The organism is Iodidimonas nitroreducens (assembly GCA_000710935.1).
Lineage (GTDB): Bacteria > Pseudomonadota > Alphaproteobacteria > Sphingomonadales > Rhodothalassiaceae > Iodidimonas > Iodidimonas nitroreducens.
Map to the genome: position 1 here is coordinate 21207 of BAYV01000005.1, position 22862 is coordinate 44068.

Consider the following 22862-nt stretch of genomic DNA (forward strand, 5'->3'; position numbering starts at 1 on the left):
GACAGGCAGAGCCAGAAACAAAAACAGTGATGCAATCCAGTATTTCAACATGAGCCGACTATAAGCACATGCAACAAGCAGGCTCCAATCACCAATGCGCGATCAGTGCGTGCGCTCAACTGACACGAGATTCGTTAGTCTTCGGTGCTCTGATCAGGGTGCCAACGCCGCGTTCCGTGAAAATTTCCAGCAAGGACGCATGGGGCACCCGGCCATTCATGATGACCGCTGCCGCCACCCCGTTTTCCACCGCCGAAAGGCAGGTTTCAACTTTGGGGATCATGCCGCCGCTGATGGTGCCCGAGGCAATCAAAGCGCGGGCATCATCATGGGAAATTTCAGGGATATGCTGCTGCTGGGCATCCAATATGCCCTGCACATCAGTGAGCAGCAAAAAACGCTCCGCCCCCAAAGCCTGCGCCACCGCGCCCGCCATGGTATCGGCATTGATATTAAAGGTTTCGCCCTTTTCGCCAAGGCCGATAGGGGCGATCACCGGAATAAGGCCCGAGGCGATAAACCGGCTGAGAATGGCCCCATCCACCTGTTCGGGCTCGCCCACGAATCCCAGATCAAGCACCTCTTCGATAGCGCTGCCGGGCAGGCGCGTTTTGCGGCGCACCGCGCGCGCCCTGACAAAGCCCCCATCCTTCCCCGAAAGCCCGACCGCCATGCCCCCTGCATGGCTGATGGCGGCCACCAACCCTTTGTTGATGCTGCCTGAAAGCACCATTTCCACCACCTCCACCGTAGCGGCATCGGTCACGCGCAAGCCATCGACAAAGCGGCTTTGGATTTTCAGGCGGTCGAGCATGGCCCCGATCTGTGGCCCGCCCCCATGCACCACCACGATATTGATGCCCACCTGCCGCAGCAACACCATATCCTGCGCAAAACTTTGGGCGATCTGCGCATCGCCCATGGCATGGCCGCCATATTTGACCACAAAAGTTTTCCCCGCATAGCGGCGCATATAAGGCAAAGCTTCCGACAAGATGGCGGCTTTATCTTGCAGCATCTGGCTGAAATCCTGATCGTTCATGAAAGCTCCTGTCAGGCAGATGGCGAGGGCAAGCTGTGCTCAGCCTTCGCAAAAGCGGGCAATATCAGCGCGCAATTCGGCGATCCCCGTCCCTTTTTCAGCGGATGTGGCGTGAATATGGGGATGGCAGGCTACAAAAACGCGCGCCTGTTGATTGACCTTGTCGATGATCAGTGACTGATCGGTGCGGCTCAGCTTATCAAGCTTGGTCAGCACGATCTGATAGGAAACCGCAGCCTCATCCAGCATTTTCATGATCTCGCGGTCATTGTCCTTGATGCCATGCCGCGAATCGATCAGCACCATCACCCGCTTCAGGGTTTGGCGGCCCCGCAGATAATCGCGGATGGTGCCTGTCCAGGCCTTGACCTTGGAACGCGTGACCTTGGCATATCCATAGCCGGGCAGATCGACCAGAATAAGCGGACGGGGATCCACGCCGAGCCGAAAGAAATTCAATTCCTGCGTCCGCCCCGGGGTATTGGATGTGCGGGCAAGGGTATTGCGCCCGGTCAAAGCATTGATCAGCGAGGATTTGCCGACATTGGAGCGCCCGGCAAAGGCCAGTTCGGGATGTCCGGGGGCAGGCAAATGCGCCATATCGGGAACCCCCAGAAGAAACTGGCACGGCCCGGCGAATAACAGCCGCCCTTTTTCCAATGCTTCATCCGTTGGTTTTTCGCCCTCGATGATCTGTTCTGGCTGATCGGTCATGATGCAGGATTGGCCACCCCGTGCCGACGCATGATCATCCATTGCTGTGCCGCCGACAAAAGGGTGTTCCATGTCCAATAGATCACAAGGCCAGCCGGGAAAGCGGCCATGATGAACACGAAAACAAAGGGCATGGCCATCATCACCCGCTGCTGGATGGGATCGCCGGCTGCGGGATTGAGCCGCATCTGGAAGAACATCGCAAAGCCCATGATCACCGGCCAGATCCCCACCGCCAGAAAGCCTGTTGGCTCCCATGGGATCAATCCAAAAAGATTGGTGATCAGAACAGGATCGGCAACGGACAGATCCTTGATCCAGAAAAAGCCCGGCTCATGGCGCATTTCAATGGTCACGAACAAAACTTTATAAAGCGCGAAAAAGACCGGAATCTGGGCCAGCATAGGCAGGCAGCCAGACAGCGGATTGATCTTTTCCTTCTTGTAAAGCTCCATCATTTCCTGTTGCAGGCGCGGTTTGTCATCCTTGTAGCGCTGTTGCAGCGCCTTCATTTTTGGCTGCACCGCCTTCATCTTGCTCATCGAAACATAGGATTTATTGGCAAGGGGCAAAAACAGGCCCTTAACGATCACGGTGAGCACCAGAATCGACACCGCAAAGCTGCCAAACAGGCCATTGAGAAAATCAAGCAGATAAAAAATCGGCTTGGTCAGGAAAATGAACCAGCCCCAATCAATGGCCCGATCAAACAGCTTGATATCATAGGCGCTTTCATAGCGTTCGATGAGATCCACCTCTTTGGCCCCGGCAAAAAACCGCACGGTCACGGTTTTCTCGCCCGTGGAGGGGATCACCACTTCTTCTTCCAGATAATCCGCCTGATAGCGGCCCGATCCGGTGGCGCTGTGGATGAAGCGGCCTTTGAAGGGCACGCTTTGTTCGGGAACGATGGCCGTGAGCCAATATTTATCGGTCAGCCCCAGCCAACCGCCCACGCTGTCGTACAAAGATGGGCCATCCTCACGCAGCGACTCATAATCGATCTCACGCAAAGAGCCATCCAGAACCCCCAAGGGGCCTTCATGGATGACGAAATATTTTGAACCCATCTGTGCGCCACGTCGGCTGATCAGGCCATAAGGCGCCATCATCACCGGGGTTTCATTGGGATTGCGCACGGTCTGCTCGATGGTGAACATGAAATCCTTGTCCACCGAAATGCGGCGGCTGAATTCCAGCCCCTGTTCATTGGTCCAGCGCAGCGTGACCGGATTATCGGGGCTGAGCATCGTTTCCTTGGTAGACCAGACGGTCTTCGCATCGGGCACATCGATCCCAAGGCCGGGGCGCGCTGTCCAGCCAAAGGACGCATAATAGGCATCACTGCTTTTAAGGGGATTGAGCAGAACAATCGGACTGCCCTTTTTCCCCACATCCGTATCATAATCCTTCAAGGTCAGATCATCGATAAAGCCGCCGGTGAGCGCGATCGAGCCTTTGAGCCTTGGCGTTTCCAGATACAGCCGCTTTGATTGCGCCAAAGCATCCGCCCGGCTCATCCCATTGCCAGCAAGGCCGGAAACGCCCGGATTGCCAGTGTTTCCCTGACCAGCGCCGCCCTGAATAGTGGGGGTTTGCGGCAAAAGATCGCTTTCCTGCGCATTGGTCCCGGCGGATTGCGGATCTGTTTGCGGGCTTTGCTCCGCCGTGGAAAGGGGGGCCGCATCGCGGGCTGGCGTGGCGTAGAAATAATCGAATGCCAACAGCACCAGCAGGGTCAGGCCCATCGCGATGAGCAGGTTTTTCTGTTCTTTCATAAAACTCTCACTGGCGTTTCACAGCCTGCGGCCCGGTCTTTTCCGGGCAGGCAACAGGCAGATTGGCATCGTCGGGTTGATGCGCACCCTTTTGATGATCATGGCCACAGGGCACATCGGGAACCGGATCATATCCATAGCCACCCAAGGGATGACAACGGCTGATGCGCCTTATAGCCATCCATCCCCCCTTCAGTCCACCATATCGATGGATGGCATCCCGGGCATAAGAAGAACAAGTAGGCTGATAGCGGCAGGATGGCCCCAAAAAGGGCGACAAAACAAGCTGATAGGCGCGGACCAAAAAGATCAGAAAATGGCTGAGCAGGCTCATTCATCCCTCCATAAAGATAGCTTTGAAAGGGCCATGCACAAATCTTTTTGTAAATCCGCAAGCTTGCGCTCATTGGTTTGGGCACGCGCGATCAGCACATAATCAGTGCCCTTCTGGCCGTGCCTGCCAATAATATCGGCTGCCAGCGCCCGCAATCTGCGCTTGGCCCGATTGCGCGCCACGGCATTGCCAACCTTTTTGCTGGCGGTAAAACCGACACGAATCTGGGGCGCGTTTTGTTGGGGCGTGTTGTGTTGGCCGGATGGCTGCAGGCCCGTTTTTTTCTGCGCGAGGGTGGGGGCCGCTTGCAAAACCAACCCGGGCATGGCCACCTTGCGCCCCTGACTGGCCAGCCGCAAAAATTCACGACGCTGGCGCAAGGTCGTCAGCATGGCTCTTTGGGGTGCGTTTTGTGCCGCGCTGTTCACGTCATCCTTGCCCTGATCATTTGCTGCCAATAAAAAAACCGACCGCAAAGACAAGCGATCGGTCTTTTATCGATCATGATCGCCACCAGTTCCGGGCCACCATCAATCCTGCATGATAAAGCCCGATCATGCCAGTTCAGCAGCCAATCTTTGGCCAGCAATCCCAGGCTTGAAATCCCAGGCTTGAAATCCTAGGCTTGTCGTTTCAGGCAGAAAGGCGCTTGCGGCCTTTGGACCGACGGGCGCGGATCACATTGCGGCCGCCCACGGTGGCCATACGCGAACGGAAACCATGACGGCGCTTCCGCACGAGATTACTGGGCTGATATGTCCTTTTCACGTCTTCGTACTCCGTCAATCACTGATAGCTGAAAAATGCACCCAAGCATCATCTGGCCAAACGAGCGTTATCTGGCCAAAAAGGCATGCGCAAAGCATTCTTGCAGCGCAAAACTCAAGGGGCGCTTCTTAGCTTTCCCTTTCGGGTCTTGTCAACAACATTCCCGCTCCAAAACCCAAGCCCAAGGCCTTAATGGGAAGCGATATGCAATCCTTTGAGGTGATCACGTCTCTTCATTGGCCTATCACAGCCTTGTGTGCAGACTGGAATGCGCAAGACACACTTCCTTATTATGTGTAGCGACAAAGAGGAAAGATGATCTTTGGCTGGAGATCAAGCGGAAAGCGTCGTAAAAACGACCCGGCCTTGTGTGAAAGCCAATCTTGAGTGGAAAAGGAAGAATAATGACGAACGAAGACCGATCACCCCCAAAAGCTGAAGATCGCAAGGGGTTTTCCATGAAGCGGCTTCTTCCGCTGGCCATCTTCGTTCTGTTGATTGGAGTCGTTTATGTCTCGGGCGTGGGGGATTATCTGTCTTTCACGGCTCTGCGGGAAAATCTTGAGCTTTTGCAGACGTTCGTAGCCCGGAACACGGTGCTGGCTCTGCTGGCGCTGGTAGCCTTTTATGCATTGGGTACAGCGGTTTCCCTGCCTGCAATGTCGGTCGTTACCATCGCCTCGGGGGTTATTTTCGGCTTGTGGCTTGGTTTGCTGGGGGTGCTTTTAGGGGCCACTCTTGGGGCAACGCTGATTTTCAGCGTGGTGCGCACATCCCTAGGCGATCCTTTGCGGGTGAAGGTCCGTCCCTGGCTTGGTAAGTTCGAGCGCGGCTTTCAAAAAGACGAATTCAATTATCTTCTGGCCCTGCGCCTCGTCCCGGTGTTTCCTTTCTGGGTACTCAATATAGCCCCGGCTTTGCTGGGCATGCGGCTCAGAAATTATGTGATGGCCACGGCCCTTGGGATCATCCCCGGCACGTTCGTTTTCGTCTGGGTTGGCAAGGGGGCGGCGGAAACCGTTCGTTTGGGGGGCAAGGTGGATGCCACCGAATTGCTGTTTCAGCCCCATGTGATCGGCCCATTGGCCGGATTGGCACTGTTATCTCTGATCCCGGTGGTGGTGCGCAAGCTGCGCGGTCGGCCCATCGATAAGCCTTCAAATTCATAAAATGCCATCGATCCTGTTGATGGCAAACGCCGCATGATGGCGGATAAGGAATGTCTATGTCTGATGTGATCACAACCGATCTTTTAGTGATTGGAGCCGGTTCCGGCGGCCTGTCGGTGGCGGCGGGCGCGGTGCAGATGGGCGCCCGGGTGGTGCTGATCGAAAAAGGCAGGATGGGCGGCGATTGTCTGAATTATGGCTGCATCCCATCCAAATCCCTGCTTGCTGCGGCCAAGGCCGCGCGCCATCTGTCTCATCCCGGGCAGATGGGGGCACAGATCGATGGCTTTTCGGTGGATTTCAAAAAAGCCCATGATCATGTGCATCAGGTGATTGCCTCCATCGCCCCGCATGATTCGGTGGAGCGCTTTGAAAAGCTGGGCGTTACCGTGATCAAGGGCGCGGCCCGTTTTACCGGCCCGCGCGAGGTCATGGCCGATGGCAAAACCATCCGCGCCAAACGAATCATCATCGCCACCGGTTCTTCGGCCCGGGTGCCCCCGATTGATGGCCTTGATCAAATCCATTATTACACAAACGAAACGATCTTTGATCTCGAAACCCGGCCCGATCATCTGCTGATCATCGGCGCAGGCCCGATCGGGCTGGAAATGGCTCAGGCTTTCCGGCGTCTCGGCTCGGATGTCACGGTTCTGGAACGGTTCAAACCCCTGCCCAAGGATGACCCGGACCTGGCGGCGGTCGCCCTTGATCAGCTCAGCGCCGAAGGGATCGATATCCGTTCGGATATCGATATCAAACAGGTGCGGGCCGCAGATGGCGGCGTGGAGATCAAAGCGCAAAAAGATGGTCAGGATCTCACGATCCGAGGCAGCCATTTGCTGATCGCGGCGGGCCGGGCGCCGAATGTGGGCGGGCTTGATCTGGCGGCCGCCGGTGTGGAGCATAGTGAAAAAGGGATTCCCACCGATGCCCGCCTGCGCACCTCGAACAAGCGCATCTTTGCCATTGGCGATGTGCGGGGCGGTTTGCAATTCACCCATGTGGCGGGCTATGAGGCCGGGATCGTGATCCGCAATGCCTTGTTTCGCCTGCCATCCAAAGCCGATTATACGGCGGTGCCCTGGGTCACCTACACCGATCCTGAATTGGCGCAAGTGGGGCTGACCGAGGCTGAAGCGCGGGAACGCCATGGCGATGCCGTGCAGATTTTGACCGCCGATTATAAGGATAATGATCGGGCGCGGACCGAGGGCATCACCGCAGGGCGGGTGAAGCTGATGGTGAAGGATGGCAGGCCCATAGGCGCCAGCATGGTGGGGGTGGCGGCCGGGGAATTGATCCAGATCTGGGCCCTGGCGATTTCGCAGAAATTGAAGGTTTCGGCGGTTGCGGGCATGATTGCCCCCTATCCCACTTTGGGTGAAATCAATAAAAGAGTGGCAGGCGCCTATTTTACGGATAGATTGTTCAGCGATAGAATGAAGAAGATCGTCAGATTCATCCAGAAATTGGGGTAGACGGCAGCCGGAATGGAACATGGGGTCGAGTCATTGCGCAGCAGCCTGTCCTCGCGGCTGCTGTTATTGACCATCAGCTTCGTGATGGTGGTGGAGGTGTTTGTTTATGTGCCCTCTATCGCCCAGTTCAGACGCAGCTTTCTTGAAGAACGCTTTGCCGCCGCCCAGATTGCTGCGCTTTCGCTGGTGGAAGCCCCGGGCAATGCCATCAGCAAAGAGCTTGAAACATCCTTATTGCGGACGGCGGGGATCAAGGCGATTTCCCTGCAATTGGATGATCGTCGCCATTTGATGCTGGATGGCGATGCGCCCGAACGGATCGCGGGGCGCTATGACATGCGCCATGCGGCGGCCTTCGATTATGTGCTCGATGCGTTTGCAACGCTTTTGCGCGGCGGCGAGGGTACAATCCTCATCACCGATACGCCCTTGCCCCGATTGGGGGATGAAATCTCTATCATCATGGAAGAGCGGGCCCTGTTCAGCGCCATGGCGCTTTATTCCCGCAATGTGATGGTTTTGTCGGTGATCATTTCTTTTTTCACGGCGGGGCTGGTTTTTCTCTCCCTGCATTTGCTGATGGTGCGGCCTTTGCGGCGTCTCACCCGCTCTATGGTCTTGTTTCGCCAGCGCCCCGATGATCCCGAACGGGCTTTGATCCCCTCGTCGCGCAGTGATGAATTGGGTGTGGCGGAACGCGAACTGGCCCGGATGCAGGAAGAATTGCGCTTTGCCCTCAATCAGCGGAAAAGGCTGGCGGCGGTGGGGGCCGCGGTGAGCAAGGTCAATCATGATCTGCGCAATATTCTGGCCACCGCGCAATTATCCTCTGATCGCTTGCTGATGTTTGATGATCCCAAAGTGCGGGATATGTCGCAAAGGATGATTTCCGCCATTGATCGGGCCATCGGCTTATGTGAACGCACCTTGAAATATGGCCGGGCGGATGAACCCCCGCCTGATAAGCGAACATTTCCCCTGCATCGGCTGGTGGAAGAAGTCCAGACCACTTTGGGCCTTGATCAAAAAGCACAATCAACAGGATCGGAATCCGCCCTTCAGTTCAGAAATCTGGTGCCGCAGGATTTTCAGCTTCATGCCGATCAGGATCATTTCTTTCGCGTTTTAATGAATTTGGCGCGGAATGCCGCCAATGCTATGGAATCTACAGGCGGCGAAATTCTCGTCACCGCCATGCGCAAAAATAATTGTGATTTTGTGCGGGTGGCCGATAGCGGCCCGGGCCTGCCGAAAAAAGCGTTAGAAAATCTGTTTATCCCCTTCAAGGGATCGGCCAATGCCCGGGGAACCGGATTGGGTCTGGCCATCGTCGCGGAACTGGTGGAGGCCAATGGCGGCAAGGTCAGCCTTGAACGCACGAGCGATGAGGGCACGGTGTTCGTGATCGAAATCCCCTCTCCGGCCTGATTTGGCTCCTCTCCCGCATTGTCCAAGGCTTTGACCCGGGACCCACTCTTTTGCATGCACGAGCCCTTCACCAGATGGACCCCGGCTCGGGGGCCGGGGTGACGAAGTTTGGTGGCGGCGCGGACAAGTCACTAGGCGCGGATCGATCCATCGCTTATGCTGGTTTCATGACAATGCCAAAGCCCGCCAACGGGGCCGCTCCCCATGCCACACAGCCTTTTCCCCATGCGGTTTTGGCCGGCCATGATCTGGCCTGCCGCCGGGGCGATCAGCTGGTTTTTCACGGGCTGAATTTTACACTCGAGCCCGGCGAGGCTTTGTGCCTCTATGGCCCCAATGGCAGTGGGAAAACCAGCCTTTTGCGCCTGCTCGCGGGCTTGTCGCCGCCTTTTTCCGGTGAAATCCGCTGGAATGGGGAAGCCCTGTCCCGCACACCGGCGCTATTGCGCGAACAGGTGATGTTTGCAGGCTTCAGCCTTGCCTTGAAAGAAGCCCTGAGCGTTTATGAAAATCTGCAATTCTGGTCACGTTTTTTAGGCGATGGCGGCCATGATCAAAAAGCCCTGATGGAAGCGGCCATAAACCGGCTGGGCCTTGAGGATCTGCTGGCCATCCCCCTTCATGCCTTGTCATCGGGGCAGCGCAAGCGGGTGTCGCTGGCGCGGCTTTTACTGGCGCCCCGGCCGCTTTGGCTGCTCGATGAACCCACCACCGCCCTTGATCGCGATCATCAGGCGCGGCTGATCGACCTTTTGGGCGATCATCTGGCACAGGGGGGGCTGGCGGTCCTCGCCACCCATCAAAGCCTTGATCTGCCCGGTCCGCGCCTTGATCTCGATGGCTATGCCCCCGCCTTTGACGCGCCTGCATTCCAAAGCCCCCTGTTCGAGGATGGATAGGCCGATGCTGCGGGCTTTTTTCATTTTGATGATGCGCGATATCGGGCTGAGCTACAAGCAGGGCGGTGCCGCCGGGCTGGTGATCGCTTTTTATGCCGTGGCGATCAGCCTGTTTCCTTTTGGGGTTGGCCCTGATTCTGCGATTCTGGCGCGGATTGCCGGGGGCGTTTTATGGATTGCGGCGCTGCTCTCGGCTTTGCTGTCACTCGATCGCCTGTTTCAGGCCGATTATGAGGATGGCACCCTCGATGCCCTGGCTCTGGGGCCTTTGCCCCTGCCCCTTGTGGTGCTGGCAAAGGCTTTGGCCCATTGGCTGGCGATGCTGCTGCCGCTGGTGATTTTGTCACCGTTGTTTGGCCTGATGCTGCATCTCGAAGCCCAAGCCCTTCCCACTTTATTTCTGGCGCTGCTGATCGGCACCCCGGCGCTCAGCCTTTTGGGGGCGGTGGCCGCCGGGCTGACGGTTGCAGTCCGCCGGGGGGGAGCGCTGATCGCCCTGCTGGTTTTACCCCTTTATATCCCCACATTGATCTTTGGCGTAGGGGCGGTGGATGCGGTGGATGGGCTGGCATCGGTTTCGGCCAATCTCAATTTTCTTGGCGGGCTCAGCCTAATGTTTGCAGTTTTGGGGCCGCTGGCCACGGCCGGAGCCTTGCGGCTGGCCATGGAATAGCGCCATCATGCCGCAGGGTGGCTGATGGATTGCGCATTGGCTTGCCTGTCATGGGATGAAGGGTTAAATCTTGTTCATGCATTGGTTCGCAAATCCCGCGCGTTTTGTTCGTCTGGCAGATAGAATTCTGCCCGTGGCCATGCTTTTGTGTTTTGGGCTTTTTGCTACCGGGCTTTATTGGGCGCTGATCTTATCCCCCGCCGATTATCAGCAGGGGTCGAGCGTTCGGATCATGTATGTGCATGTGCCCAGCGCCTATATGGCCATGTTCTGTTATCTGGTGATGGCTGCTGCCGGTTTTTCCACCCTTGTCTGGCGGCATCCTTTGGCCGATGTGGCGGGCAAAGCCGTGGCCCCCATCGGGCTGGCTTTCACCGGGTTGGCTTTGGCCACCGGGTCTTTGTGGGGCAAGCCGATGTGGGGGGCTTGGTGGGTGTGGGATGCCCGGCTGACCTCGGTTCTCGTGCTGTTTTTCCTCTATCTGGGCTATCTGGCGATCTGGGGCGCTTTCGATGATCGCAGCAAAGCCGCCCGCGCTGCCGCCATTCTAGCGCTGGTAGGGGTGATCAATCTGCCGATCATCAAATTTTCCGTTGATTGGTGGACCACCCTGCATCAGCCCGCCAGCCTGTTTCGGGCCGATGGGCCGCGCATCGATCCCTCGATGCGGCCGCCGCTTTATCTGATGCTGGCCGCCTTTCAGACCTATTTCGTCGTGATTTTCCTGTGGCGGATGAAAGCGGGATTGGCCGCGCTGAAGTTGCAGGCTTTGGGGGCCATGCCAAGCCCAAAACAGAACCATGAACAGCGCCATGACCAGCACCATGAACAGAATCTGGCCACCCGGACAGAGGAGGCCCTCTAGCCATGGGCCATGAATTTTTTCATATGGGCGGCTATGGCGGCTATATCTGGGCTGCTTATGGTCTTGTTTTTCTGGTGCTGATCGCTTTGGCATGGCTGAGCTGGCGCGAACAGAAAATCAATGGCCTGCGGGCCGAAATGCTGAAAGCCGCGCGCAGCCGCCGCCGGAGCGATCATGCCGAAAAAGATCGTCTGGAAACACCCTCATGAGTACGAACGCCCCGCATCGCTCTTTAGGTGGGCACAAAGCCTGGAACAGAAAGCGCCGGCGATTCTGGCTGGTGATCCTGTGCCTGACAGTTCTGGCTTTGGCAGCCTTTCTAATTCTGCGGGCGATGGATGATGCCCTCCTTTATTTCCGCCTGCCCAGCGATGTGATCGAACAGAATCTAACGGCGGGCCAGGCCTTTCGTTTGGGCGGGCTGGTGGAAAGCGGTTCGCTCAAAAAGCGCGATGACGGCACCAGCGTAACCTTCATGGTGACGGATGGAACCACGACCCTGCCGGTGATCTATAGCGGCATTTTGCCCGATCTCTTTCGCGAAGGACAAGGCATCATCGCCGATGGCCGACTGGATGATCAGGGCTGGTTCATCGCCGATCAGGTGCTGGCCAAGCATGATGAAAACTATATGCCCAAAGAGGTCTATGAAGGCCTGCAGGAGCGCGGCCATCCCATGGGCGTATCCTATAGCGATGAGGAGGGCGCATGATCCCCGAAATCGGCCATTTTTCGCTGATCCTTGCTCTGCTGATGGCCAGCCTCGCGGCGATTGCCCCCCTCTATGGGGCGAGCCGCAATGATCAGCGGCTGATGAGCCTTGCCGTGCCTTTGATGGTGGGGCAGTTCCTGTTCATCCTGATCGCCTTTGCCGCTTTGATGCAGGCATATCTGGTATCCGATTTTTCCGTTTTGAATGTGGTGGCCAATTCCCACAGCTTAAAGCCGTTGCTCTATAAAATTTCGGGCGTGTGGGGCAATCATGAAGGCTCGCTGGTTTTGTGGGTTTTGATCCTCAGCCTGTTCGGATCATTGGTTGGCCTGTTCGGGCGGGCCCTGCCGCTCAGCTTCCGGGCCCGGGTGCTGGCCATTCAAGCGCTGATCACCAGCGCTTTTCTGCTGTTCATGCTCATCACCTCCAATCCGTTCGAGCGGGTGATCCCGGCGGCTATCGAGGGGCGCGGCCTCAATCCCCTGTTGCAAGATCCCGGCCTCGCTTTTCATCCGCCCTTGCTCTATCTGGGCTATGTGGGGCTTTCGGTGGCTTTTTCCTTTGCTGTTGCCGCCTTGATCGAGGGCCGATTGGGGCCTTTATGGGCGCGCTGGGTGCGGCCTTGGGTTTTGCTTGCCTGGATGGCGCTTACAGCGGGCATCGCCCTTGGCTCATGGTGGGCTTATTATGAATTGGGCTGGGGCGGCTGGTGGTTTTGGGATCCGGTGGAAAATGCCAGCTTCATCCCCTGGCTCATCGCTACGGCCCTTCTGCATTCCACCATTGTAATGGAAAAACGCGATGCCTTGAAGCGCTGGACCCTGCTGCTCGCCATTCTTGGCTTTTCCATGAGCCTTCTGGGCACGTTTCTGGTGCGATCCGGGGTGCTGACATCGGTGCATGCTTTTGCCGTTGATCCCGAACGGGGGCTGTTTATCCTGATCCTGCTCGCGCTGGCCATTGGTGGCTCCTTGGCCCTTTATGCTTTTCGCGCCGGATCGCTGGAAGCGGGGGGACTTTTCGCCCCCCTGAGCCGCGAAGGGGCTTTGGTTGCCAATAATGTTCTCCTGAGCATTTCTGCCGCCATTGTTCTGGTGGGAACGCTTTATCCCCTTTTTCTCGATGCGGTGAGCGGGGCGAAGGTCACGGTGGGGCCGCCCTTTTTTGAAATCAGCTTCGTGCCTTTGATGGTTTTGCTGCTCATCGCCTTGGGCTTTGGCCCCTTGCTGGCTTGGAAACGCGGGGACATCGGCCGGGCTTTGGGGATGCTGCGGCTGGCGGGCCTTGCCGCTTTTTTGGGGGCGGGGGGCGCCTATCTCATCTGGGGACCGGGGCCGGTGATGGCCTTTTTGGGCTTTGCGCTGGCTTTCTGGCTTTTGGGATCGATCCTCACCGATATGGGGCACAAGGCCAAAATCACCCAACGGCCCTTTGCGCCCATGGCGGCTTTGGGGCGTTTGCGCCGTGTGCCGCGCGGTATTTGGGGCATGTGGTCGGCGCATATGGGGATGGCTGTGCTGGTATTGGGGATCACCGCATCCGAAAGCTGGATGACCGAAAAGCTGGTGCTGCTCCATCCCGGCGATGCCACCGAAGTGGCCGATTATACCATGATTTTTCAGGGCGTTGAGCCTGTGGGCGGGCCGAACTATACCGCCGTTCGCGGGCATTTCACGGTGATGAAAGGCAGCCATCATGTGGCCGAGCTTTATCCCGAACAGCGCGCCTATAGCGCCCCACCGATGGAAACCACGGAAGCCGCGATCTATCCCCTGATCATGGGCGATCTTTATGCCGTGGTGGGCGATCCCGATGGCAAGGGCGGCTGGTCGGCCCGGCTTTATTGGAAGCCCCTGATTTCATGGATCTGGATGGGGGTGGGTCTGATGGTTATAGGCGGCGGCCTCTCTCTTTCGGATCGGCGTTTGCGGGTGGGGGCTCCCAAGCGGGCCGCCATCACCACCCGGCCCGGCCCCCAGGCCCTGCCGGCAGAATAAGAAAAGGAGCCCATCCATGCGCCCCATCCTCTGGGTGCCTTTGCTGTTATTTGCCGCGCTGGTCATGGCATTGACCATCGGCCTGTTTTTAAAGCCGCGCGAAATCCCCTCGGCGATGATCGCCCAGCCGGTGCCCGCTTTTGACCTGCCGCCTTTATGGATGAGCGGTGAAGGGCTTCAAAGCAGCGATCTGGCAAAAGGCGAGGCGGTGCTTTTGAATGTTTTTGCCTCATGGTGTGCACCCTGCCGGATCGAGCATCCTTTCCTGATGGAACTGGCCGATGAAGGCATTCCCCTTTATGGTCTGAATTATAAAGACAAGCCCGAGGATGCCCTCGCTTTTTTAGGGGAATTGGGCAATCCCTATCGCCGGATCGGGGCAGATCGCGATGGCCGGGTGGGCATTGATTTCGGGGTTTATGGGGTGCCTGAAACCTATGTGATCAATGGTCAGGGCCAGATCGCCTATAAGCATATCGGCCCCATTCTGCCGCAAAATCAGGATCAATTGCGCCAAGCCATCAAAAAGGCCGCGCAGGAAAGCCCGGCGAATGAAAAGGCGAGCGAATGATGCGAGGCTGGCAGGTCATAAAAAAAGGGCTGGCCATAAAGAAAGGCTTGGCGATCCTGATTGTGGGTTTGTTCTGCCTTGCCCCCCTTCCGGCCAGCGCCGTTGCCGTGGATGATCGCCCCTTGCCCGATGCGGCACAGGAAGCCCGCGCCCGGCTGATCATGGCGGGCATCCGCTGTCTGGTTTGCCAAAATCAATCGATCGAGGATTCCAATGCGCCTTTGGCCCGGGATCTGCGCGTTCTTGTGCGCCAACAGGTGGCCGCAGGGAAAAATCGCGAAGAAATCGAGGCTTTTCTGGTCTCGCGCTATGGGGATTGGGTTTTGATGTCGCCCCCCTTTAATCCGCGCACCCTTATTTTATGGCTGTTTCCCCCCGGCCTTTTGCTGGGGGCTTTGGTGTTTTTATGGTACCGCAGCCGTCAAACTCCGCAGGCACGGCCCCGGCCCCTTGATGCTTCAGAACAAGCCCGGCTCGATGCGATCTTAAGCGGCGCGACATCTGATCGGGATGCCGACCGGGGAGAACAGAACCGATGATCTGGATGATCTTTGCCATTATGGGGCTGGTGGCCTTCGCCTTCCCCCTTTGGGCGGCGATCCGCAAACCCACAACGGCCAGCCGCCGCGATGCCGATTTGCAGCTTTATCAAAAACAGCGGGCCGAGATTGATGAGGATCGCCAGCGGGGCCTGATCGATGCGGAAGAAGCCCGCGCCGCCCGGATCGAGATTGATCGCCGCATCCTGCGCCTTGATGAAGCCGAGATGGAAGCCCCCGCCGCCGACCCCGCCGCCGACCAAGGAAAAGCCGGATTGATCCTTGTGATCAGCCTCGTGGTTCTGGTGGGCGCCTACCCGCTTTATCTTGAGCTTGGCTCGCCCCAATCCGCCAGCCTTGCCGGGGCAGATGCGCCCAAGGATGAAGCAATAGGCACCAAAGCCAGCGGCAAGGATAGCCCCGATATTGATGCCCTGCTCGATGAATTGGAACAGCGCCTTGCCCAAACCCCTCAGCGTTTAGATGGCTGGGTGATTTTGGGGCGCACGGCCTATAATGCCGGGCAATATCCCCGGGCTGCCCGGGCCTATCAAAAGGCCAGCAACCTTGCCCCCGATGATCCCGATATGGCGGCGCGCCTGGGCGAGGCTCTGGTGGCTATAGCCGAAGGGCGGGTGACCCCTGCCGCCGATCTGGCCTTTGCCCGCGCCCTTATGCTTCAGCCTGCGCACCCCACGGCGCTTTATTATGTGGGCTTGGGGCTTTTGCAAAATGATCGCCCGGAAGATGCCCTGAGCCGCTGGACCAGCCTTTTTGCCAACACCCCCCCCGATGCCCCTTGGCGCAAGGATCTGGCGGCCCGCATCGATCGCCTCGAAAACGCCATCGCCCAGCAAAAAGCGCTGGCCGGGCGGGTCAGCGGGGCGGCCCCGGGGATGCCTGTGCTATCAGAAGAAACCTTATCATCTGCCGCCGGGATGAGCGCGGATGAACAAACGGCGATGATCGATCAGATGGTGGCCCGGCTGGCCGCACGATTAAATGAAAACCCCGATGATTTTGAGGGCTGGCTTCGGCTCGCCAATGCGTATATGGTAAGAGGAGATGAGGAGAGCGCAAGGATGGCGCTGGATCGGGCGCGGGCGATTGCCCCTGCTGATCGCCTCGAAGAAATCGACCGTCACCTGAAAACTTTGACGCCACAATAGCCGAGCCTTCCTTCGCTCTTGTCCCATAGGCCCAATGATCGCTGATCAGCATAAGGGCCAAGAAGACCGAGGAAGCATCCGGTTCTGCCATGGCGAACAGGAGAGAGTGTCGTGGACAGCCCCCCATCCATTTCCCGAGCGCTGGTGCCCCTCGCCCCTTCGTCGCAAGCCCAATCGCGCGCCCGGCCCCTTGATCCGGTGGAGCCGATAACGCCGGGATCGCGCTCAGGCCCCCAGAATTCCGAGCCAAGCCCCCCCGATGACCGCAGCCGGGCAACGGCCCGATCCCGCTCAAGCCAGCCGCAATCAAGGGCCGATATCGATGAAGCCCGCCAGGAGCTGGCCCGGACTTTGGCCCAATTCGGGCGCGAGGCTTTGGGGCGGCCATCGCCCCGCCCGGCCTTTGAACGGCTGGGCCAGTTCATCGATATTCGGGTGTAACAGCCAACCCTTAAAGCCTTTGCAGCGTTTTTCTCCGTGCCTTTCAAAGCCATTAGAGGCATGATCATCAGCGACCTTTTTAGGCCATGCTTATGTCGCAATCTTTCGATAACCAGAATGATCATGCGATCACAGGAGCTTCTTATGACATCGACCATCGCTCTGGTAGACGACGACCGAAATATTCTCACCTCAGTGACTGTGGCCCTTGAAGCCGAAGGCTTTCGCGTGCGCAGCTATCCCGATGGCGACAAGGCCCTGTCCGCGCTCAGCGATAATCCGGCTGATCTGGCGGTTCTGGATATCAAAATGCCGCGCATGGATGGGATGGAATTATTGCGCCGCCTGCGTGAAGTAACCGATATGCCGGTGATTTTTCTCACCTCGAAAGATGATGAGATCGATGAACTGCTGGGCCTCAAAATGGGGGCCGATGATTATGTGGGAAAGCCCTTTTCCCAGCGCCTGCTGATTGCGCGGATTCATACCGTTTTGCGCCGGGCCAAGGCCATGAAGCAGCGCGCTCATGGCGCTCCGCCCGCCCCCGGCGAAGATGATCAAACTGTGGTGCGGGGGAAGCTGGTTCTGGATTCCCTGCGCCATTCGGTGAGCTGGGATGGCAAGGATGTGACCCTGACCGTCACGGAATTCATGATTTTGGAAACCCTGGCCCAGCGCCCCGGCCATGTGAAAAGCCGGGATCAATTGATGGATGCCGCCTATTCCGATGATGTGTATGTGGATGATCGCACCATCGATAGCCATATCAAGCGCCTGCGCAAGAAATTCCGCCTTGTTGACAAGGATTTCAAATCCATTGAAACCCTTTATGGTGTTGGCTATCGCTATCGGGAGAACTGAGCCTGAAATAAGGTTTGGCTGGCGATAACCCCAAAAAAGGATGCAGCCTCTAGAATGGGTGAGGGCGGCAGGCGCAAAACAGCAGCACAGGCAGCACAGAAAGACGATCCATCGTCTGATGACCAGCCACCCCTTGTCCCAAAGCGGCGGAGGCGGCGCTGGCGGCGGCCCATATCGCCCTTGATGCTGCGGATCATGGCGGTCAATCTGATCGCCCTGATGAGCATTGTGGGCGGCATTTTCTATCTCACCGAATTTCGCCAGAATCTGATTGATCGCCGCATGGATCAATTGCGTGTGCAGGCGGAAATTCTGGCCGGGGCCATCGGCGAAGCCGCCACCGCCGGGCCGGAATCGAGCAGCATCAATGAACCCGATGCCCGGCTGATCATCGCCCGGCTTGTGGGGCCATCGGAAATCCGCGCTCGCCTGTTCGGGATCGAGGGGCAATTGATGGTCGACAGCCGCTTTCTGGCGGGCAGCCAATCCGTGGTGGCAGAAATTCTTCCCCCTTTGGGCCGCGAGAAATCCTTGCGTGAAAAAATGCTCGATCAACTCAATGATCTGCTGGATCTGGTGGCGGATCGCCCGATGGTGCCCCTTTATCATGAATCCCCCACCCAACAGGCCGGGGATTATATCGAGGTGCTTTCAGCCCTGTCCGGGGAACCGGATCGCCAGATCCGGGCTTTAGAGGGCGGCCCCTTGCTGTTGTCTGCCGCATTTCCGGTGCAGCGGTTTCGCCGGGTTCTGGGGGCCTTGATGGTCTCGGCCGATACCAGCGATATCGAAAGCATCGTGCGGTCGGAACAGATCATGATCCTCAAGGTATCCGCCGCCTCTTTGGCCGCCACGCTTTTATTGTCGATCTTTCTGGCCTCGACCATCGCCCGCCCGGTGCGCCAGCTTGCGCGGGCCGCCGAACGGGTACGCAATGGAATCGGTCGTGAAAAACGGCTGCCGCGCTTTGATCGCAATGATGAAATCGGTGATCTGTCTCTGGCCCTTTCAGATATGACCGAAGCCCTTTATCGGCAGATCGATGCCATTGATTCCTTTGCCGCCGATGTGGCCCATGAACTGAAAAACCCCTTGTCCTCGCTGCGCTCGGCGGCGGAATCCCTGAGCCGGACCGACAAGCCGGACATCCGCGAGCGTTTATTGGCGATCATTGCCGAAGATGTGCGCCGCCTTGATCGCCTGATCACCGATATTTCCGATGCCTCGCGCCTTGATGCCGATCTCACCCGTTCGCGGATGGAGCCGTTGGATCTGGGGCTTTTGGTGGCGATGCTGGTGGATGCCAATCGGACCCGCGAGGATTGCGGCCAAAAAACCATCCTGTTTCAGGAACCAAAGCCGGGCACGATGATGGTGCGCGGGCTGGAAAGCCGATTGGCTCAGGTGATCGCCAATCTTTTGGAAAATGCCATTTCCTTCAGCCCCGATGGCGGCACCATCCGGCTCTCTCTCAGCCGCAAAGGCGCGAGGCTCGAACTTTTGGTCGAGGATGAAGGGCCGGGCTTACCCGAAGGGGCGGCCCAGCGGATTTTTGAACGCTTTTATTCCGAACGACCAGAGCCCGAAGCCTTTGGCACCCATTCCGGGCTTGGTCTTTCGATCTCGAAACAAATCGTTGAAGCCCATAAGGGGCAGATCAGCGCCAGCAATCGGGCCGCCAGCCCTGATGGCGACACGGATACCCCCCCATCCGGGGCGCGTTTTTGCGTCAGCCTGCCCCGGCTTTGAAATAATTTGTTATAAAATCGGATCATCGATGCACTTGGCTGTTGACCTTGGGGCGTACTTCCCCAACCCTGCGCTTCATGACTGTTTTTCACGCCACATGTATCGCTTTTGCTGAAGGTGCGGTTTTGCTGCGGGGGCCATCCGGCGCGGGCAAATCCGATCTGGGCCTGCGCCTCATCGATGGCGGCGGGCTTTTGGTGGCTGATGATTATGTGGACCTGCATCTTGATGGGGGGGCGTTGATCGCCCGCGCGCCTGAAAAGATCAAAGGCCTGATGGAAGTGCGCGGCCTTGGTCTGGTGCCGATGGCCACATTGGATCAGGCCCCCCTGCGCCTGCTGGTGGATCTGGTGCCCGAAGATCGGATGGAGCGGATGCCCGAACCCTCTTATGAAACGCTGATGGGGCTTCAATTGCCGCTTTTTGCCCTTTATGCTTTCGAGCCTTCGGCGGCGGCCAAAGTTCGCCTTGCCTTTGCCCGATGCCTTGCCTCAACGGATTTATCCCATGCCCGCCACAGCCTCTGATCCCTGCCAGAAGATCATCATCGTCACCGGCATGAATGGTGCAGGGAAAAGCACGGCGCTCAAAATTTTCGAGGATCTGGGCTATGAAGCGGTGGATAATCTGCCGCTTTCGCTGCTCACCCGGCTTTTGAAAACCGGCCATGAAAAAGACCATGAAAATGAAAAGATGGATGCGCAAAGGCCCATTGCCGTGGGGGTGGATAGCCGCACCCGGGCCTTCATGGCACCTGAATTTCTTCATCAGGTTGCTTCCCTTGTCAATCGCCCGGATTTTTCGGTGTCCTTGCTGTTTTTCGATTGCGATGATGATGTATTGGTGCAGCGCTATTCCGAAACCCGCAGGCGGCATCCTTTGGCCCATGATCGCCCGGTGAAGGATGGCATCGTTCGGGAACGGGAAATCATGGCCCCGGTGAAAGCCCGCGCCGATTTCATCTATGACACCGGCAATCAGACCGTTCATGATCTCAAGCGGCGACTCGCCACCCGCTATTCTCTGGAAAAAACCCCCGGGCTTCTGGTCAATGTGATGTCATTCGGCTTTTCCCGTGGCCTGCCCCGCGATTCGGATTTGGTGTTTGATGTGCGCTTCTTGCGCAATCCCAATTATGAACCGGCTTTGAAAAATCTCACCGGACGAGAACAGGCGGTGGCGGATTATATCGCGCGGGATAAAAGCTTTGACCCTTTCTTTACCTCCTTGTCGGATATGGTGTCTTTTCTGCTGCCGCTCTACCGTGATGAGGGCAAAAGCTATGTCACCATCGCCTGTGGCTGCACCGGCGGACGGCACAGATCGGTTTTCGTTGCACAAAAGCTTGGAAGGGTCTTGGAAGACGATGGTTATCAGGTCAACATCATCCATCGCGATGCCACTTATGGACCTGTTGAGGAATGACATGCGCATAATAAACTTCACTATGGGGGGGAACTGTCGATGATCGGCCTTGTATTGGTGACCCATGGTCGCCTCGCCGAAGAATTTGTATCGGCCATGGAACATGTGGTGGGCCCACAAGAACAGGTGCGGGCGATTGCCATCGGACCCGATGACGACATGGAAGAACGCCGCGCCGAAATTGCCACCGCCGCCGAAGAGGTGAACAGTGGCGACGGGGTGATCCTGCTCACCGATATGTTTGGCGGCACGCCCTCCAATCTGGCTATTTCCCTTCTGGGCAAGGGATCGGTCGAGGTGATCGCCGGGATCAACCTGCCGATGCTGATCAAATTGGCCAGCGTGCGCGCCACCGGCAGTTTGGATGATGTGGTGGCCTCGGCTCAGGAAGCAGGCCGCCGCTATATCAATATCGCCAGCCGGGTTCTGGCGGGCACATCAAACGATCCGGCCAGCCGTTCATCATGAGCACAAGCGAGCCCGATGTCTGGCTGGAAAAACAGCTTATTCTGATCAATAGCCGGGGGCTTCATGCCCGGGCCTCTGCCAAATTCGTCAAGATGGCCGAAAGCTTTTCCGCTGAAATCACCGTGGAAAAAGATCATGTCAGCGTGTGTGGCACCTCGATCATGGGGCTGATGCTGCTGGCTGCGGCGTGCGGTGATAAGATCATGCTGCGGGCCCGGGGCGGGGATGCGGCGGCGGCCCTCGATGCTTTGGAAGCCCTGGTGGCGGATCGCTTTCAGGAAGCCGATTAAGCCCACCGGATCGCCGCCGCAGCTGCCACACCTGCCAAATTTCTCATATAAAGATATCTTTATCTTGTGCCCATGGCATGGGCATTGCTATAAGGCAGGCCTGTAAACATGACGAACAATTCGCTTGAAGGAGCAGCAGATGAGCAGCGGTGAAGATTTCAAAGTCAAGGACATGTCTCTTGCAGCATGGGGGCGAAAGGAAATTTCCCTGGCCGAGACCGAAATGCCGGGTCTTGTGGCCCTGCGTGAGGAATATGGCGCGCAAAAGCCCTTGAAGGGGGCGCGCATTCTTGGCTGCCTGCACATGACCATTCAAACAGCCGTGCTGATTGAAACGCTCACCGCTTTGGGGGCCGAGGTCCGCTGGTCGTCTTGCAATATCTTCTCCACGCAGGATCAGGCGGCGGCGGCCATTGCTGCCACCGGGGTTGCCGTTTTTGCCTGGAAGGGCGAAACCGAAGAAGAATATGACTGGTGCATCCGCCAGACTATCGAGGGCAAAAAAGGCTGGCAGCCCAATATGATTTTGGATGATGGCGGCGATCTGACCACCATCATGCACAAGGATTATCCGCATTTGATGGCCGATATCAAAGGCATCACCGAGGAAACCACGACCGGCGTTCTGCGCCTTTATGACATGCAGAAAGCGGGCACCCTCAAGGCCCCCGCCATCAATGTGAATGACAGCGTCACCAAGTCGAAATTTGATAATATGTATGGCTGCCGCGAAAGCCTGACCGATGGCATCAAGCGCGCCACCGATATCATGCTGGCGGGCAAAACCTGCGTGGTGGCTGGCTTTGGCGATGTGGGCAAAGGCTCGGCAGAAGCTTTGCGCAGTCAGGGCGCGCGGGTTGTGGTGACCGAAATCGATCCCATCTGCGCCTTGCAAGCCGCCATGGAGGGCTATGAGGTCCGCACCATGGAGCAGATGGCGCCTGCGGGGGATATTTTCGTCACCGCCACCGGTAATAAGGATATCATCACTTTGGATCATATGCGGGCCATGAAGCACCGCGCCATCGTGTGCAATATCGGCCATTTCGACAATGAAATTCAGGTGGCTTCCCTACGCAATATGAAATGGAACAATATCAAGCCGCAGGTGGATGAGATCGAGTTTCCCGATGGCAAAAGCATCATCCTGCTCGCTGAAGGGCGGCTGGTGAATCTGGGTTGCGCCACCGGCCATCCCAGCTTTGTGATGAGCGCATCCTTCACCAATCAGGTGCTGGCGCAGATCGAATTGTGGAACAATACCGGGCAATATGAAAAGAAGGTTTATGTGCTGCCCAAGCATCTCGATGAAAAAGTGGCCGCGCTGCATCTGGAAAAGCTGAATGTCTCGCTGTCGAAACTCAGCGAGGATCAGGCCACCTATCTGGGTGTGAGCCGCGAAGGTCCGTTTAAATCCGATCAATATCGCTATTGATCTTTTTGATCTCGCGTGCAATCGCACCACGCAAATATCGTTACCCCGGCCCCC

Annotated in this window: 26 protein-coding genes; 20 read left to right on the plus strand and 6 right to left on the minus strand. The window is 57.5% G+C overall.

Translation table 11 applies throughout. The features are described 5' to 3' along the window. Nucleotides 1-115: 115 nt before the first annotated feature. The 6 genes from argB to rpmH all read right to left on the minus strand — a co-directional run bounded on the left by argB (nucleotide 116) and on the right by rpmH (nucleotide 4636). Nucleotides 116-1042 carry an acetylglutamate kinase gene (gene argB, locus AQ1_RS01640; protein ID WP_042083403.1) on the minus strand — a complete coding sequence of 309 codons (927 nt, stop codon included), beginning with the start codon at nucleotides 1040-1042 and terminating at the stop codon, nucleotides 116-118. A 39-nt stretch (nucleotides 1043-1081) separates the two neighbouring features. Next, nucleotides 1082-1756: a ribosome biogenesis GTP-binding protein YihA/YsxC gene (gene yihA / locus AQ1_RS01645; protein WP_042083405.1), complete on the minus strand. Its 675-nt coding sequence runs from the start codon at nucleotides 1754-1756 to the stop codon at nucleotides 1082-1084. Further along, nucleotides 1753-3534: a membrane protein insertase YidC gene (gene yidC, locus AQ1_RS01650; RefSeq protein WP_042083410.1), complete on the minus strand. Its 1782-nt coding sequence runs from the start codon at nucleotides 3532-3534 to the stop codon at nucleotides 1753-1755. The genes yihA and yidC overlap by 4 nt, the downstream gene beginning before the upstream one ends. Before the next feature lie 7 nt (nucleotides 3535-3541). Further along, nucleotides 3542-3868, minus strand: coding sequence for a membrane protein insertion efficiency factor YidD (gene yidD / locus AQ1_RS01655; RefSeq protein WP_042083413.1), 327 nt, complete (start codon nucleotides 3866-3868; stop codon nucleotides 3542-3544). Next, nucleotides 3865-4350 carry a ribonuclease P protein component gene (gene rnpA, locus AQ1_RS01660; protein ID WP_462686903.1) on the minus strand — a complete coding sequence of 162 codons (486 nt, stop codon included), beginning with the start codon at nucleotides 4348-4350 and terminating at the stop codon, nucleotides 3865-3867. The genes yidD and rnpA overlap by 4 nt, the downstream gene beginning before the upstream one ends. Nucleotides 4351-4501: 151 nt before the next feature. Beyond that, complete coding sequence (gene rpmH, locus AQ1_RS01665; RefSeq protein ID WP_042083415.1) at nucleotides 4502-4636, minus strand: 50S ribosomal protein L34; 135 nt, start codon at nucleotides 4634-4636, stop codon at nucleotides 4502-4504. Nucleotides 4637-5094: 458 nt separating this feature from the next. Here rpmH and AQ1_RS01670 point away from each other — a divergent pair, with 458 nt between their 5' ends. The 20 genes from AQ1_RS01670 (at nucleotide 5095) to ahcY (ending at nucleotide 22808) form a co-directional block, all read left to right on the plus strand. Then, nucleotides 5095-5805, plus strand: a complete 711-nt coding sequence (locus AQ1_RS01670; RefSeq protein ID WP_042083417.1) for a VTT domain-containing protein — start codon at nucleotides 5095-5097, stop codon at nucleotides 5803-5805. A gap of 56 nt (nucleotides 5806-5861) precedes the next feature. After that, entirely contained in the window at nucleotides 5862-7286 is a 1425-nt protein-coding gene (locus AQ1_RS01675; protein WP_042083419.1) for a dihydrolipoyl dehydrogenase family protein, read from the plus strand. Between the two features lie 12 nt (nucleotides 7287-7298). Next, on the plus strand, nucleotides 7299-8714 hold the full coding sequence (locus tag AQ1_RS01680) for a sensor histidine kinase (protein ID WP_042083426.1): 1416 nt from the start codon (nucleotides 7299-7301) through the stop codon (nucleotides 8712-8714). Nucleotides 8715-8881: 167 nt separating this feature from the next. Next, nucleotides 8882-9613, plus strand: a complete 732-nt coding sequence (ccmA, locus tag AQ1_RS01685; RefSeq protein WP_042083516.1) for a heme ABC exporter ATP-binding protein CcmA — start codon at nucleotides 8882-8884, stop codon at nucleotides 9611-9613. 4 nt (nucleotides 9614-9617) lie between these two features. Next, nucleotides 9618-10286, plus strand: a complete 669-nt coding sequence (gene ccmB, locus AQ1_RS01690) for a heme exporter protein CcmB (protein ID WP_313978458.1) — start codon at nucleotides 9618-9620, stop codon at nucleotides 10284-10286. Between the two features lie 76 nt (nucleotides 10287-10362). Next, complete coding sequence (locus AQ1_RS01695; RefSeq protein WP_081836994.1) at nucleotides 10363-11151, plus strand: heme ABC transporter permease; 789 nt, start codon at nucleotides 10363-10365, stop codon at nucleotides 11149-11151. A gap of 2 nt (nucleotides 11152-11153) precedes the next feature. Continuing rightward, complete coding sequence (gene ccmD / locus AQ1_RS01700; RefSeq protein ID WP_042083435.1) at nucleotides 11154-11360, plus strand: heme exporter protein CcmD; 207 nt, start codon at nucleotides 11154-11156, stop codon at nucleotides 11358-11360. Further along, nucleotides 11357-11863: a cytochrome c maturation protein CcmE gene (gene ccmE, locus AQ1_RS01705; RefSeq protein ID WP_042083437.1), complete on the plus strand. Its 507-nt coding sequence runs from the start codon at nucleotides 11357-11359 to the stop codon at nucleotides 11861-11863. The genes ccmD and ccmE overlap by 4 nt, the downstream gene beginning before the upstream one ends. Continuing rightward, complete coding sequence (locus AQ1_RS01710; RefSeq protein ID WP_042083439.1) at nucleotides 11860-13860, plus strand: heme lyase CcmF/NrfE family subunit; 2001 nt, start codon at nucleotides 11860-11862, stop codon at nucleotides 13858-13860. Before ccmE ends, AQ1_RS01710 begins: the two co-directional genes overlap by 4 nt. Nucleotides 13861-13876: 16 nt before the next feature. Further along, entirely contained in the window at nucleotides 13877-14431 is a 555-nt protein-coding gene (locus tag AQ1_RS01715) for a DsbE family thiol:disulfide interchange protein (protein WP_042083441.1), read from the plus strand. 47 nt (nucleotides 14432-14478) lie between these two features. Beyond that, entirely contained in the window at nucleotides 14479-14970 is a 492-nt protein-coding gene (locus AQ1_RS01720) for a cytochrome c-type biogenesis protein (protein ID WP_052370765.1), read from the plus strand. Continuing rightward, on the plus strand, nucleotides 14967-16139 hold the full coding sequence (gene ccmI / locus AQ1_RS01725; RefSeq protein WP_042083445.1) for a c-type cytochrome biogenesis protein CcmI: 1173 nt from the start codon (nucleotides 14967-14969) through the stop codon (nucleotides 16137-16139). Before AQ1_RS01720 ends, ccmI begins: the two co-directional genes overlap by 4 nt. Nucleotides 16140-16250: 111 nt before the next feature. After that, the gene (locus AQ1_RS01730) at nucleotides 16251-16580 is read left to right on the plus strand and encodes a hypothetical protein (protein ID WP_042083448.1); all 330 of its coding nucleotides are present in this window, start codon (nucleotides 16251-16253) and stop codon (nucleotides 16578-16580) included. A 144-nt stretch (nucleotides 16581-16724) separates the two neighbouring features. Further along, nucleotides 16725-17441 carry a response regulator transcription factor gene (locus tag AQ1_RS01735; protein ID WP_042083450.1) on the plus strand — a complete coding sequence of 239 codons (717 nt, stop codon included), beginning with the start codon at nucleotides 16725-16727 and terminating at the stop codon, nucleotides 17439-17441. A 54-nt stretch (nucleotides 17442-17495) separates the two neighbouring features. Further along, nucleotides 17496-19190 carry a sensor histidine kinase gene (locus AQ1_RS01740; RefSeq protein WP_042083452.1) on the plus strand — a complete coding sequence of 565 codons (1695 nt, stop codon included), beginning with the start codon at nucleotides 17496-17498 and terminating at the stop codon, nucleotides 19188-19190. A gap of 47 nt (nucleotides 19191-19237) precedes the next feature. Then, a complete protein-coding gene (locus AQ1_RS01745; RefSeq protein WP_313978449.1) occupies nucleotides 19238-19717 on the plus strand; it encodes an HPr kinase/phosphorylase in 480 nt (159 codons plus the stop codon). Next, a complete protein-coding gene (gene rapZ / locus AQ1_RS01750) occupies nucleotides 19698-20615 on the plus strand; it encodes an RNase adapter RapZ (protein ID WP_042083454.1) in 918 nt (305 codons plus the stop codon). The genes AQ1_RS01745 and rapZ overlap by 20 nt, the downstream gene beginning before the upstream one ends. A 39-nt stretch (nucleotides 20616-20654) precedes the next feature. Continuing rightward, nucleotides 20655-21083 carry a PTS sugar transporter subunit IIA gene (locus AQ1_RS01755; RefSeq protein ID WP_042083455.1) on the plus strand — a complete coding sequence of 143 codons (429 nt, stop codon included), beginning with the start codon at nucleotides 20655-20657 and terminating at the stop codon, nucleotides 21081-21083. Then, nucleotides 21080-21373 (plus strand): HPr family phosphocarrier protein, encoded by a 294-nt coding sequence (locus AQ1_RS01760; RefSeq protein WP_042083458.1) that lies wholly within the window; start codon nucleotides 21080-21082, stop codon nucleotides 21371-21373. The genes AQ1_RS01755 and AQ1_RS01760 overlap by 4 nt, the downstream gene beginning before the upstream one ends. A 139-nt stretch (nucleotides 21374-21512) precedes the next feature. Further along, complete coding sequence (ahcY, locus tag AQ1_RS01765) at nucleotides 21513-22808, plus strand: adenosylhomocysteinase (RefSeq protein WP_042083461.1); 1296 nt, start codon at nucleotides 21513-21515, stop codon at nucleotides 22806-22808. Nucleotides 22809-22862: the final 54 nt, after the last annotated feature.

Excerpts from the sequence above, each read along its gene's own strand:
- AQ1_RS01710 (WP_042083439.1), top strand. The coding sequence starts at position 11,860 with ATGATCCCCGAAATCGGCCATTTTTCGCTGATCCTTGCTCTGCTGATG.
- AQ1_RS01760 (WP_042083458.1), top strand. The coding sequence starts at position 21,080 with ATGAGCACAAGCGAGCCCGATGTCTGGCTGGAAAAACAGCTTATTCTG.
- AQ1_RS01675 (WP_042083419.1), top strand. The coding sequence starts at position 5,862 with ATGTCTGATGTGATCACAACCGATCTTTTAGTGATTGGAGCCGGTTCC.
- ccmI (WP_042083445.1), top strand. The coding sequence starts at position 14,967 with ATGATCTGGATGATCTTTGCCATTATGGGGCTGGTGGCCTTCGCCTTC.
- yidC (WP_042083410.1), bottom strand. The coding sequence starts at position 3,534 with ATGAAAGAACAGAAAAACCTGCTCATCGCGATGGGCCTGACCCTGCTG.
- ccmB (WP_313978458.1), top strand. The coding sequence starts at position 9,618 with ATGCTGCGGGCTTTTTTCATTTTGATGATGCGCGATATCGGGCTGAGC.
- ccmD (WP_042083435.1), top strand. The coding sequence starts at position 11,154 with ATGGGCCATGAATTTTTTCATATGGGCGGCTATGGCGGCTATATCTGG.
- rapZ (WP_042083454.1), top strand. The coding sequence starts at position 19,698 with ATGCCCGCCACAGCCTCTGATCCCTGCCAGAAGATCATCATCGTCACC.
- AQ1_RS01695 (WP_081836994.1), top strand. The coding sequence starts at position 10,363 with ATGCATTGGTTCGCAAATCCCGCGCGTTTTGTTCGTCTGGCAGATAGA.
- yihA (WP_042083405.1), bottom strand. The coding sequence starts at position 1,756 with ATGACCGATCAGCCAGAACAGATCATCGAGGGCGAAAAACCAACGGAT.
- yidD (WP_042083413.1), bottom strand. The coding sequence starts at position 3,868 with ATGAGCCTGCTCAGCCATTTTCTGATCTTTTTGGTCCGCGCCTATCAG.
- AQ1_RS01680 (WP_042083426.1), top strand. The coding sequence starts at position 7,299 with ATGGAACATGGGGTCGAGTCATTGCGCAGCAGCCTGTCCTCGCGGCTG.
- AQ1_RS01715 (WP_042083441.1), top strand. The coding sequence starts at position 13,877 with ATGCGCCCCATCCTCTGGGTGCCTTTGCTGTTATTTGCCGCGCTGGTC.
- ahcY (WP_042083461.1), top strand. The coding sequence starts at position 21,513 with ATGAGCAGCGGTGAAGATTTCAAAGTCAAGGACATGTCTCTTGCAGCA.
- AQ1_RS01755 (WP_042083455.1), top strand. The coding sequence starts at position 20,655 with ATGATCGGCCTTGTATTGGTGACCCATGGTCGCCTCGCCGAAGAATTT.
- AQ1_RS01740 (WP_042083452.1), top strand. The coding sequence starts at position 17,496 with ATGGGTGAGGGCGGCAGGCGCAAAACAGCAGCACAGGCAGCACAGAAA.
- AQ1_RS01670 (WP_042083417.1), top strand. The coding sequence starts at position 5,095 with ATGAAGCGGCTTCTTCCGCTGGCCATCTTCGTTCTGTTGATTGGAGTC.
- AQ1_RS01735 (WP_042083450.1), top strand. The coding sequence starts at position 16,725 with ATGACATCGACCATCGCTCTGGTAGACGACGACCGAAATATTCTCACC.
- ccmE (WP_042083437.1), top strand. The coding sequence starts at position 11,357 with ATGAGTACGAACGCCCCGCATCGCTCTTTAGGTGGGCACAAAGCCTGG.
- argB (WP_042083403.1), bottom strand. The coding sequence starts at position 1,042 with ATGAACGATCAGGATTTCAGCCAGATGCTGCAAGATAAAGCCGCCATC.
- ccmA (WP_042083516.1), top strand. The coding sequence starts at position 8,882 with ATGACAATGCCAAAGCCCGCCAACGGGGCCGCTCCCCATGCCACACAG.